Raw genomic sequence first — 12,390 nt, 5'->3', positions numbered from 1 at the left:
TTAAAACTTAATCTGGTCGTGTTCTATTCGGGCGGGTCTTATTCGACCACAGCGAAGATCTCGCTCTCACCCATGATGATCAGTTCTTCACCGTCGATTTCGATGGTGTTGCTGCCGGCGTACTGGCCGAAGACCACGGTATCGCCAATTTTTACGGCCAGGGGGCGTACTTCGCCGTTATCCAGGACCTTGCCTTCACCAACTGCAACGATCTCGCCCTGATTGGGCTTTTCCTTGGCGGAACCGGGCAGCAGAATGCCACCTGCACTGGTTTCTTCCTCTGCGTTGCGACGAACGACCACGCGGTCGTACAGGGGACGGATACTCATTTGTCTGTTTCTCCTAGTGACAATGTTATGAGAGCCCTCAGCGGGGCGCTGCTAGGTTCATGGGGCCGCCCCGGAACATTTCAAGGGGCGACTAGCACTCTTTTTGAGAGAGTGCTAATTCTAGTGCGAGTTACGGCGGGGTCAAGGGGCTGGACAGAAAGGCCTGAAAGTAAATTTATAGACTTATTTTCAATACCTTATGGTTTCATATCGTCATCGACGCGGCGAAATCGCCCCTCGATAACGGAGTCGGCAGACTGATCATACTGGGGCCGGTAGGGTTCTGGCTCGGGAGCGCCAAAAAAACGGGCCACACGCCGGCGCAAGGGACCGATCACCACCACCAGGGCGGCAATATCGGTCAATATGCCGGGGACGGCAATCAGGATGCCCGCCAGGCCCATGGCCATATCATCCACCAGTAACCGCGGACCAAGGACCGCCCCCTGCTGGGTTTCGCGCAGCTGCTGGAACAATTGCATGCCCTGACGGCGCAAAATAGCCATTCCAAGCACCAGCGTGGCGAGCACGTAAAAAATAGCCGTGAGCGCGGAAGTTTCAATCCCCAGCTGAATTAATGTGAAAAGCTCCAGCCATGGCAGAAGCAGAAAAAATAGTCGCATTGTGTCCTCTCTCTCGCTAAGAAACTATGGGGGCACTCTACGAATTTGCAAGGTCTCTAAAACGCGTAGTTGACGCCCACAGACCATTTGCGGTCGACCTTTTCGATAGCCTGTTCTGCAGGCAGATTGTCGTAGTTGTATTCCAATTGCACCACCGAGCTGAGCTGGCCGCTAATTGGATACTTGAAGCCGGTGATGGTATTCACCTCGTAATCCGTACCCTCCTCAAACGACTGCAGCAAGGCGTGGCGGTGGAACATTTCTACCCCGCCCCCATCGATACGCCAGGCAAAGTCCAGATTCCACAGGAATGCCGGACGGCTGCGGGATTCGCCGGTGGCGAAATCCTCGTTTACGTAGTTCACCGTCCCCTTGCCAAGCAGATCAAAATAGACGGTTTCCAGGAACTGATATCCCATCCCCATACCAACGGAATAACGTTCATCCAGCTCCCTGAATTCATCGGTCTCATAAAATCCGTTCCCGGTGACAAACCACTGGTCGGTGAAAAATTGGTCGTACTGGTAGCTGCCCAGCCAGGACTCACGGGTTTTCTCTCCATCGGCGCTTTCGTCCTGATAGCGCAGCGCCAGGGTATGACGGGAGTCCAACAACCGGAATTCACTGCGTGCATTGACGTCATACTTGGTGATATCGCTGTTGCCAGATGAGTCCTCAAGCGCCAGCGCTACCAAGCCCTTCTGCTGCAACAGTGGCTGAGGATCCATCAGCGTTTCCCCTGCCCCCACCACGAGCTTCCAGTCCAACAAGGGCCGCACACCCTCATCACAATGCAAATGCTGCTCATCCAGCTTCACGAACATCCAGCAATTGTGGAGTTCCTCGCCCGTCAGCTTGAGGTCGAAGTGGTCGCCGCTCTCTATGAAATCCACGTGGCGGAGTTCAATTTGTAAATCGCCGAGTATCGCCGACGTCCAACTCACCTTGCCGTCATCTATGCCGACCATAACGCCGGTGATAGACTCTCCATCAGTGAAATATATGCGATCAGCTAATGCATTGTGGGATGTAAAAAGCACTGCCAACAACAACAGGATTGATCGAGTCAAAGACACTGCAGAGCCGAACCGGAGAATTTTATGGTGCATGGATTATCTGTTTTCTCGTGGTGCGGGTCGCACGGTTGAACACTGATATCAATGAACGCATCTGGCAGGTCGTATTACTCATTCCCGAGGGCAAGGTGTCGACCTACGGCGATGTGGCTTACAAGGCAGGACTGCCAGGCGCCGCAAGGCGGGTCGGCAGAGCGCTTAAGGGACTCCCTGAAGATACCCGTATTCCTTGGCACCGGGTAGTTAACTCGCAGGGGCGCATTTCACTGCCAGAAGGTTCTGCATCGCAGTATACCCAAAGGGAAAGACTGGAGGCAGAGGGTGTCGGCTTCAAGGCCAATAAATCTATCGACCTTAATCGTTATCGTTGGGACTAGCCGCAACCTCGTCGTCTTCCGGGTACAGTTCACGCAAGGCCGCAAGCTCATCCTCCCGTGCCAACATCTCGGTCGATAGCCGCTTCACCTCTCGCGCAAGATGCTGTCGGTCGGCCTTTTCCCGCTCTAACAAGCCCAGCAGGCCATTGACCAGCGCGGCAACGTAGCGCGGTGCAACCTTGTCCGGCTCAGGCACGTCCGATTCACCATCACTGGCCTGTACCTGTGCAAACTGCGCATCACCGGGCAAGAACTGATTAACCAGTGCAATTTCGTGATTGATTGCTGCCGCTTCTTCATCATTGAACTTCACATCGATGGATAACGGCGTATCTTCGATTTCCCGCATCAGGCGATGCAGTAGTTCCTGATGCTGGGTCATACCCCGCTCCGGGTTATAAACCCCATCCAGATAGAGGGGGTACTGGCCGTTAAGCTGCAATAAGAGTGAAGTGCCGTTGAAACCCAACGACGTATTGCTGGCGCGCTCAGTTGCTATTGGCAGCGTCAGATACCCCAGGTCGATCGAGTGTAAAAAATCATCGACAGGGTTGCCATCCACAAACTGATCGGGGTCAAATGCCCGCACTTTCAGCCTGTCCTCGCCAATCGCGTTTGCCCAGCGTCGCACGGCGGCAAAACGCGTACGGCGCTTGCAATCCTGCAACAGCGCTTCGCCTGATGAGAGCGCATCGAGCTGCTTGACTGCTTGCTCCCAACGACTCTTGATAGACGTCAGCGGATGACGCACATAGATAACCGCGACACATTCGTCGAAGAACGGTTCGGCGAAATCCAGAAACGCACGCAACTCATCGACAAAAAATTGCTCTAGCCCCTCTGCGGAGACAATTGCCGTACCCTCGTCGAAGGAGGTAAAGAACGCGCGCCATTGTTCTAGCAAACGCTCTCGCTCTTCTTCCCAGGCCTCATCTGACGGAGGAGCAAATTGGCGATAATAAAACCCGACCTTGGGGTTACGGCGAAACAGGGCTGCCAGTTCATATGAGTGATTGTAGGGCCGCCAGCCCGGGTAAAACACATTGGCTGAGCGCAGCTCGGCGGCCATCTCGCCCAGGGATTCCTGAATGGTCGTGGTACCGGTTTTAGCCATGCCGGCATGAATCACCAGACGCTTCACGATCTGACACTCTCATCGCTGCGCCAGGGGGCCACCCAGAAGAGGAGTAGCATGCCCGGCAGAGCCAGCACGGCACAAAGCACAAAAAATTCTACCCAGCCGATCTGCTCGACAATCCATCCGGTACTGGCATTGGCAAACGTGCGCGGCAATGCAGCCAGCGCGGTAAACAAGGCGAACTGGGTCGCAGCGTACATCTTGGAGGTTTCCCGGGCAATAAAGGCAGTAAAAGCCGCCGTACCCAGGCCGACCCCCAAATACTCAAAACCAATCACCAATGCCAGCAACCAGAGCTTGGCCCCGCTGGCCGCCAGCACGGCGAAGCCCAGAATGCTGACAACCTGAACGACGCCGAACAACCACAGGGCGCGATTAATACCGAGCTTAATCATGAGCCCGCCACCGAGCAGTCCGCCGATGATCGCCGGCCAAAGTGCCGCATTCTTGGCAACAAGACCTATTTCGGTCTTGGTGAAACCGAGGTCCAGATAAAACGGGGTGGATAACGCCGTCGCCATGTTATCGCCGAGCTTATACAGGAACATAAAGCACAGAATAAGCAACAAAGCCTGCCAGCCTTTGCGCTGCAGATACTCCTTAAACGGCGCCACCACAGAGCCATACAGTCCCATCGCCGGGGGGCGCTCCGTTTCAGGTTCAGCAACACACAACGTCATGCCAATGCCCGCCAGCATGAATCCGGCGGTAATCCAGAATACTGACTCCCAGGGCAGAATGTCGGCCAGAATCAGTGACAGCGACCCCGGAATCAGGCCGGACAGCCTGTAGGCCTGAACATGAATAGAGTTACCTAGCCCGAGTTCCTCATCCGGCAGGATTTCGCGACGATAAGCATCAATGACAACGTCCTGGCTGGCTCCGAAAAACGCGACAATCAGCGCTGCCCAAGCAATCGTGGCGGTCTGAGAACCGGGCTGGAACCAGCCAAGTAGCCCGATCGACAGCAGTAGGCCGAGCTGAAAGAGCAGTAACCAGCCGCGACGGCGCCCCAGCAGAGGCAATTCCCAGCGGTCCAGGAATGGCGCCCACAAGAACTTCCAGTTGTAAGGCATAAGAATGAGCGCGAAGAAGCCGATCTCGGTGAGGGACACTCCCCCCTCGCGCAACCAGGCCGGCACCAGCTGAATCAAGACATACAGCGGCAGGCCTGAGGCAAAGCCAGTAAAGATACAAATCAGCATGCGGCGATTAAAAATCGCCTCGCGCCAGGGCGTTGCGGGGTTACTCACTGCAACCCTCCCGGTGCCTCAGGGGCCGATAGTCAATCGACATCGAACCCCATCTGACGGACAAATTCGATATCGGCAGGGTCAAACTGCGACAGGTCCTGATCGCGGAAACGGCCTGCAGTTGCAGGGGCACGCACCGACGCGGCAATGTCGGCCATGTCTTTTTTACTGATCTGAATCGCAGCAAATTCCCGCAGCGCTTCCAGTTCTCCCTCGGGATCGGCGCACAGGCGATCAAAACTGAGAAAATGAAGACGGTGCCCCAGACGCTTGCGGAAGCCCTGCATCCTCTTGTGGCTCGCCACCCAGTAACGCAACGCAGCCGCCGGGGCAGGCTCAAGCTTCTGATCGAGCATCAGCTCACCCCAGAAATACTTGAGCTGGTTCTGGTTGTCACTAAAGGCCATGTCCAGACCATTGCGCACCACGAAAACGTATTTCATGTCTGGGAAGCAGCGATCCAGCTGCGGCAGCATGATGTGTGAATTCGGCTCCTTCCAGCCCCAGTGCTCGTGGCGACGATCGTGGGTTGGACTGTGCAACAGCGAATCGCGGGCACGCTGCAAATGCTCTGCCGGCACGACCGGTGCCCGGTCAAGCGCTGTGGCCTCGTCAAGAAGAACACGCAGCTCTTCGGAAAGTTCCACGCCGTGGCGCATGGCATTGGCAAAAATCCAGCTCAACTTCTCGACTTCGTCATCCGATTTCAGCAATAGCGAGCGACGCAAAAACAGCAGAGTGAACCAGAGATTATCCAGCGAATCATTGAGCTCGCCGCCAAAATGCACACCCATACGGCGCAGCAGTGTCACAACCAGTCGAGTACCACTGCCGCCGAGACCGCCAATAACAATGGGCGCAGCGTCTTCCCGCGCGATGCGGTAAACCGGTACCGCCTCACCGGCTGCCAATACACTGTGGGACAGGAACCGGGCGGAATGTCTGATCTGATAGGCCAGGTCATCCTTGTGCGCGTTAATCTTGCCCGCCAGGTGCCGCATTAACTTGGCATCCTGACCTTTGATATAAGTGGTAATCTCCTGCGCATCAGCCCGCGACAAGTCGATCCCCTCCCAGGGCTCATCGCCAACAGGCTCTTCCTCGTAAAACAGCTTGCCATCGGCCCGCCCGAAGTAATCTCGGGCAATCACCTCATTGGCATGCGCACTGGCATCGAGGATTTCGCGGCGCTGGGCCGGTGACAGTAATGACTGACTGGCAAAATAACTGGTGGAAGATTGGTCTTTTTCAGCCGAGAACCGCATGAGCAACTGATTAAAGCGCTCATTCTTCTTGGAGTCAGTCACCAGCGTATTAATCATCCGCTTGTACTCGCCTGCGGCCAGTGAAAGACGCGGGTTAGAGTTGCCGCTTTTCAGGCTGAAATTATCCTCGGCGATGTCCTGACGAAACACGTGGTACATGAAATCGCGGCGGATATCCCCTTTGTGGAACTGTTCACGCTCATAGGGGCGCACAATCAATTTGCCAGGTTCCAGGGAATCAGCCCAGGGGGCCAGCACTTTCAGGTAGTCGAAGCGTTCCTGCTGTTTCCGGTAAATCAGATCGATGCGACGTTTCTGCGGCCCGGCCTTAATCTGCTGGTTGTAGCTGGCCATGATGATGTTGTCCTGTCGGCGCAGGTATACCACCACGTGCACATCAAACCAGGCTGACACCTGTGCACAGAAACGGCGAGCTTTGGATTCCTCAGCCCAGGCCATAAGCTCCGAAGAGAGCAACACATTTCCCTCGGCGCAGTCGGCGAGCTTAGGCGCCCACTCTTCCACCGTCTGGAAATTCCACTGGTCTTCGAGGAAACGGGGAATATGCGGTGACAGCAGGTGGTGCGCGTTGGACATAATGCCCTGACGCGGGTAGCAGATATCCCGCTCCTTGAGAGCCTTGCGGTTATCCCAGAAGAAATTCTGCAATGCCGTGGTACCGGTCTTACCCATGCCGATATGCACGTACAACTTCTTCTTCATTCTTCCTCTCTATAACCCGGATTGAGCACCGGGTTCTCGCTATACGGTTGCGTGTAATCCTGGCTCGAGCAGCGCGAGACGATAGGCCTCGTCATGTTTTTCGGCCAGTACCGCAGGATCAAATTTTTCGGCCGCAGCAGGTACCGCTGCATGCAGTGAAGCGTAATAGTCAGCATCTCCCGCCAGGCGCGCCATTTCACTTGCCAGACGAGCGATATCAATTTCGTGGTTATCCAGGGGGACCACCGCACCCGCTGGCCCCTGACTGCTGTCCAGCATACGCGAAATTTCACCCAGATCAGTGGCCAGATAAGGCACGCCTGTCTGCAGGCATTCAATAATCACCAGAGGGAAACTCTCACCGCGGAACTTCGATGGCAGAAAGCCCACATCGGCCACGGCAAAGTAGCCGCGCACATTGCGCTGAAAACCTTCCAGGTGCACGTAGTCTGGCAGCTCACTGGTCGCAAGACGATCGTATTCAGGGCCGTCACCCACCAGCAATAGATGGATATCACGACCGCTTTGCTCGCGCGCAACGCCGGTGGCGGCAATAGCCTCAGCCCAGCCCTTTTCCGCCATAGCGCGGCTGACCAGCGTAAAGACAAACGCGTCTTCGGGCAGCCCGAGCACCTCGCGGCTCAGCGGCTCGAAGTTTTCAAGCTCCAGGGCGTTGTCGATACAGCTGGTACGCGCGTACTGCAGCAGACCGTGGCGATTAATCGCCTCCAGGTTCTTCTCGGCAACATATATCAAGCGCGCACTGCGCTTGACCAGGCGCGGAAGAATGGGCCTCAGGTCATATTCGTTAATAGTCTCGTACATGCCGTGCAAGGTCACCACGGTCTTGCAATCTACATCTTCCGGCAGCAAATCGAGAATCGTGCTATCCATCCAGGCATGGTGTGAGTGCACCAGATCGATGTCGAAATCCTCAATAATCCGCTCCAGCTGGCCGAAGTCGGATACGATGGGAATATCTTTGCGAAGCTTACCGTACACACCCTCCATCCGCGGTTCACGGGCGCAGTCCAGGTAGGTCACGTTATATCCATACCGCTTCATGATATTCGCCAGACTAACCGGGAAGGTTTCTCCACCACCCGAGCAGAACGCATAGGATGCCATTAGCAGGTTGGGCGCTCTCTGCTCGTCCTCGGACGCTATGCAGGCCAGGCTGTAGCAGTTCTCCAGGGCCTCATCACTATAATCACCGCGTGTTTCGCGCCAGTGAATTTCGAGGTTGTCACGCAACTGCTCGAACACGCTGACCGGGACATCAAAATAGCGCTGCACTGTTTTGGCGACCATTTCATGCTCGCGATAAAACGCATCCTGTGAGTAGGAGCTGACCGAGGTGTTCTGACCGTGAATCCGGTAATAATTGCAGGCCTCGGGGGAATAGGCCAGCATTCCGCCACGCAGGAGGTGCAGGTACAGTACCCAATCGCCGCAGGTGCGCATTTTGCGCCATTCAGGATCGTCGAGAATTTCCAACTGCCGCGGGGTGCGGAACAACGCCGAGCTAACATTCGGCACAATGTTCTTGACCGCAAAAGCCTCACGCACAATAGCCGGTCCTGTTTCGATGATCGGCGCGTTCCAGCGCTGCGGATCGATATCGTGCAGGTACTCGTTAATCGACCAAATCTGTTTTTCGCCGTCACCGTCCATGAACACGGTGCGAGCATAGGCCAGGGTAATGGCCTCGTTTTCGAAATACGGCACCAACGTTTCGAGAAAATTCTCGGTACACCAGTCGTCACTCTCCGCGATCCAGACGATGTCGCCTTTGGCCAGATTAAGCCCGCGCTCCCACTGGTGGAATACGCCGCCAGAGTTCTGCTCGTTGATGACCAGCGTGGATTTATCGGGATAGCGATCGTGAAATTCCCGCAGCACTCTGGCACTGTCATCGCTGGAGGCGTCGTCCAGCAGAATGACCTCAAAGTTTTCGTATGACTGGGAGAAAATGGACTCTAACCGCAGCGGCAAGTACGGCGCGTGATTAAAGTTGGGCACAATCACAGATACCAGCGGCGCATATCCTTCACTCTGCTCCTGCTGCTGGTAGCGCATAGGGGTTAGCAAACCAGGACTCGCAGACGTGTGCATGTCACGCGCTTCCACATTGGTCAGGCGATTGGCCAGCCGGAAGAACGGCCTTACCAGACGACGAATAGTCCAGGCCAGCGCCGGATAACGCAGACTCATGCGGTGATAAATCAGGATAGCTTTTAATCGGAACTGCACCCATTGACTGGCGCTCCAGGCCCTCAGGCGCTGAATGCGGAAACTCGCGCTCCGCAACGGGCGGGTCAAACGCCAGGAGCTGGAGTGTTCCATCTCGTGAATGCGTTCACCGAGGTAGTCACGCTCTTCACCCAATACGGTGATCTCGTTCCCCAGCTCATCGGCCTTGCGCGACCACTCTTCGACCTTGCCTGACCATTCCGCCCTGCTCTCTTCCAGGGTCGTCTCCAATTTGCCTATGTTCGCCCAGTGCTCCTCGGCAACCTGGTTAACCCGGGTAATTTCAGTGTGCTGCTCGCTCAATTGTGACTTGAGCTGGCGGGTGCCATCCTGCAGGCTCTTTACCTCGACCTCCAGCGGCTCCAGCACTGCCTGGTGGTCAAGGCGCATACGCTCCGTATTGTCATTCAATTCGCGTGCCTGCGCTTCAAGGTCGGCGATGACTTCCTCACCGCGCCTGCGCTCCAGCCTGTCGCCTCTACATGCCTCGCTCAATCGCGACAGTGCAGGGCTGACCGCTGCCACCATCGCCGCCCGGGTTTGCGAATCGCTGGCGATTGCAAGGCAGGCATCTACCAATGCCGGGGCATGCTTACCCGTATCGAGAACCGGATGCAGAGTTGATTCGTATGCAAACACCTGGGGAAGCGTTGCGCGAACCTGCTCGCGAGCATCGTCACTGGCGCTGCTGCGATACAACGCGCTGTCGACAAACCCTTCACAGTAGTCGCGAACGCTGTCGGAATCCGCCTGCAAGCCCGTGAACGCCGCCAGACCTTGCAGCACTTCGTCAGGGCTCGTCATAAGCCCCGCATAAGACACGTAGTAAACCGCATCATCGCGAGTGGCCGCCATCGCCTGGGTCGTGAGTGCAAGCCACAGTGCAGCGCCCTCGGCCAGTTCTCGGCCGAATTCATAGAAGTCCAGATTCGACTGTGCCCGGCTACGCTGCGAAAGCGCGACTTCAACCGGGTCGCGCAGCGTATGAACGTAGAAAGTATTTTGCGGGGCAACGCCGGCTGCAATGAATACCGGTTTCCAGAAATCCAGCAGCTGGCAAATACGGGGGTCTTTGAGAACCACAGCCTCAGCCGCGCCGTAAATCTCAGTAAACAAGGCCCTGGCTTCCTCAACCCAGTCGTCAAGTTTGGCAGCGGCGATAGCCTCACTGCCCTCGAACAAGGGGTTGTCCCAGCTTCCCCCCAGGTGATTGAGCAGCCGGTCATTAAAAGCAATAATATCAGGATGTTCGAAAAAACCTTTGCTGTTTTCAGCATTGGCATAGTGCTCGCCCAGGCAGGCACTCGCGCCTAGGGCTTCTATCGCAGCTGCACAGAGCGACGTACCAGAGCGGTGTGCGCCCAGCACCACAATCAGCTTTTCTGGGTTGGACATATATTCAGAAACTAGGACAAAGAGCGGGAATTAACCATTAGTTATGCCCACGCATTATACGCAAACTGCTTAGATTTTCTTTAACAAAGTGGCGGCAAGAAGCCCAAAATTACCCCAACTGGTTTGGGCATAGAAGCCACCGCTGCGCAATGCCTTCATTCGACTGAGCACTCCACCTTCACGCATCTCAGTGTAGACCTCTAACAGGTGTTGATTTTCATCGGTAAGCAAGCCGCTGACAGACGAAAGCGCTTGCAGATTGCGCGCATTCCATCCTCGATTGCGGCCTGAGAGAAAGCAGAGGTAGCGTTGGCTGCGGTTGAGCATGCCCGTATTGGCACCAATAGAATTGGCGCTGTGCTGTCGATAGGAAAGAGACGGCGACGGATCGTAGATAACCTTGCCACCAGCACCGGTCACCAGCAGATAGGTCCACCAGTCGTGGCTTACCACGTCGACCACACCAGCGCGCTGCAGCAGTTCATGAGCGGCCCTGTTAAAGACCATAGTGTTGCCGCCACCGATATTGTGGATCAGCGCATTGGCAAAGGACGGCGGACGCGTGAATAGCGGACTATTGCCCTCAATATCACCTCTCTCCGAAACCGTCCTGGTGCGACCGCAGTAGAGCGCGGGTTCTCGCGCGTCCAGCCGGGAGAGATACTCGAGCGCCCGGGCCAGTTTGTCACTGTCCCAAAGGTCATCCTGGTCGGCGTAGGCAAAGTAGTCAGCGTCAATGCCGGGCGCGCATACCAGCGATAGAAAGTTGGCTGCGTGCCCGCTTCTTGGCCCTGCCCTCACCTCGAGCGGCAGCGAGGAACCTCTGGCATAGCGCTCCAGCACCTCAAGTGTGTTATCGGTGGAAGCATCGTCCGACGCAAAGACAGCACCGGAGTAACTGTCCGGGATTGCTATGGAGTGCAGTTGCTCCGCCAGATACCGCCCCCCATTGTAAGTACACAGAAGGACGGCAAGGCGAGGCAGCTCCAAGATCACTGCTGTGGTTGGTAAGGCGCCAGAACGCGAGTGACGACCTCTTCGTCAACCATGACATCGTCACTAAAATTAAATTTGGTAACAAAGTCCTTCATAGAGAGCTTGATGAATTCGTTTTGGAGGTCAGTCACGATCTTGCCAGCCACCTCTTCAAAAGGCTTGTAGCTTTTCTCCTGAATACCGTCGAGGCGAATGATGTGCAGGCCAAACTGGGTTTGAACCAGGTCAGAATAGACACCCACGCCCTGAATTGCGAACAATCCTTCCACGTAAGGGGCACTTACACCTGCGTCTCCGTACCGAATCCAGCGGTCGAACTTGCCCTTTCGCTGTGAGGCACCGGGCTCGTCAGAATGAAGCGTCACCATCTCTTCAAAATCGGCGCCAGCACGCAGTTCATCGAGTACGGCCTGAGCTTCTTCCCTGACCACATTGCGGATGTCAGCAGATGTTCCAGGCCGAACCTCAAAAAGGATATGAGACGATAGTCGGGTTTCTGGAACAAGCGCATATTTGTTTTTATTAACGACGTACTGCTCTCTAGCCAGATCGGTAAAATCTGGACTCTCGATGCTGTCTTTGTAGGTCCGCAGTACAAAGTCACGCTTGAAGCCCTCAAGCGCATGCTGGTATTGATAGTACAGCTCGGGGTTATCGTTCACGAGTTCATCCGCCTCAGCGGCGACGCGCTTGTTGGCCATCATCAAATTCAGCAGCTCCAGGCGATCGCCTTCATCCTCAGCGGCGACGCTGCGCATTTGGCCTGTCCATGTCGTCACAAGATACGCCAATTCCTGTTCTGTGATCACCACATCACCGTCTTGTACCGCAACCGGGTTGTCTTGCTGGGGAGAGGCCGTTGTGTTTGCGGACAGAAGAACAAGCAGCTGCAGGACTGTTATCTTGAGAAATTTCATTGTTAAACCAATCTGTTTCGTAAAAGGGGGGTACAAAAAAGCCGA

General features: G+C 55.6%; 10 protein-coding genes. 1 reads left to right on the top strand and 9 read right to left on the bottom strand.

Annotated elements, in window-relative coordinates:
- Positions 1 to 38: 38 nt before the first annotated feature.
- The 3 genes from A3709_RS18980 to A3709_RS18970 all read right to left on the bottom strand — a co-directional run bounded on the left by A3709_RS18980 (position 39) and on the right by A3709_RS18970 (position 2,022).
- Positions 39 to 329 carry a co-chaperone GroES gene (locus A3709_RS18980; protein WP_066058249.1) on the bottom strand — a complete coding sequence of 97 codons (291 nt, stop codon included), beginning with the start codon at positions 327 to 329 and terminating at the stop codon, positions 39 to 41.
- Positions 330 to 526: 197 nt separating this feature from the next.
- Positions 527 to 952: an FxsA family protein gene (locus A3709_RS18975; protein ID WP_082850221.1), complete on the bottom strand. Its 426-nt coding sequence runs from the start codon at positions 950 to 952 to the stop codon at positions 527 to 529.
- 56 nt (positions 953 to 1,008) lie between these two features.
- Positions 1,009 to 2,022: a YdiY family protein gene (locus A3709_RS18970; protein WP_197484292.1), complete on the bottom strand. Its 1,014-nt coding sequence runs from the start codon at positions 2,020 to 2,022 to the stop codon at positions 1,009 to 1,011.
- Between the two features lie 74 nt (positions 2,023 to 2,096).
- On the opposite strand from A3709_RS18970, the gene A3709_RS18965 reads away from it, so the two are divergent.
- Positions 2,097 to 2,405: an MGMT family protein gene (locus tag A3709_RS18965; protein ID WP_066058660.1), complete on the top strand. Its 309-nt coding sequence runs from the start codon at positions 2,097 to 2,099 to the stop codon at positions 2,403 to 2,405.
- Here A3709_RS18965 and A3709_RS18960 read toward each other — a convergent pair.
- The 6 genes from A3709_RS18960 to A3709_RS18935 form a co-directional block, all read right to left on the bottom strand.
- A complete protein-coding gene (locus A3709_RS18960; protein WP_066058243.1) occupies positions 2,383 to 3,546 on the bottom strand; it encodes a hypothetical protein in 1,164 nt (387 codons plus the stop codon). The two genes, A3709_RS18965 and A3709_RS18960, sit on opposite strands and share 23 nt — an antisense overlap.
- On the bottom strand, positions 3,543 to 4,796 hold the full coding sequence (locus tag A3709_RS18955) for an AmpG family muropeptide MFS transporter (RefSeq protein WP_066058239.1): 1,254 nt from the start codon (positions 4,794 to 4,796) through the stop codon (positions 3,543 to 3,545). The genes A3709_RS18960 and A3709_RS18955 overlap by 4 nt, the downstream gene beginning before the upstream one ends.
- 32 nt (positions 4,797 to 4,828) lie before the next feature.
- A complete protein-coding gene (locus A3709_RS18950; RefSeq protein ID WP_066058237.1) occupies positions 4,829 to 6,784 on the bottom strand; it encodes a sulfotransferase in 1,956 nt (651 codons plus the stop codon).
- A 39-nt stretch (positions 6,785 to 6,823) separates the two neighbouring features.
- Complete coding sequence (locus A3709_RS18945) at positions 6,824 to 10,432, bottom strand: glycosyltransferase (RefSeq protein ID WP_066058234.1); 3,609 nt, start codon at positions 10,430 to 10,432, stop codon at positions 6,824 to 6,826.
- A gap of 69 nt (positions 10,433 to 10,501) precedes the next feature.
- Complete coding sequence (locus tag A3709_RS18940; RefSeq protein WP_066058657.1) at positions 10,502 to 11,422, bottom strand: glycosyltransferase family 2 protein; 921 nt, start codon at positions 11,420 to 11,422, stop codon at positions 10,502 to 10,504.
- Positions 11,423 to 11,424: 2 nt separating this feature from the next.
- A complete protein-coding gene (locus A3709_RS18935; RefSeq protein ID WP_066058231.1) occupies positions 11,425 to 12,345 on the bottom strand; it encodes a peptidylprolyl isomerase in 921 nt (306 codons plus the stop codon).
- Positions 12,346 to 12,390: the final 45 nt, after the last annotated feature.

Source organism: Halioglobus sp. HI00S01 (genome assembly GCF_001635445.1).
In the GTDB taxonomy this organism is placed as follows: domain Bacteria; phylum Pseudomonadota; class Gammaproteobacteria; order Pseudomonadales; family Halieaceae; genus Halioglobus; species Halioglobus japonicus.
The sequence above is the reverse complement of the archived record's forward strand: the minus strand, read 5'-3'. Positions and strand labels throughout refer to the sequence as shown.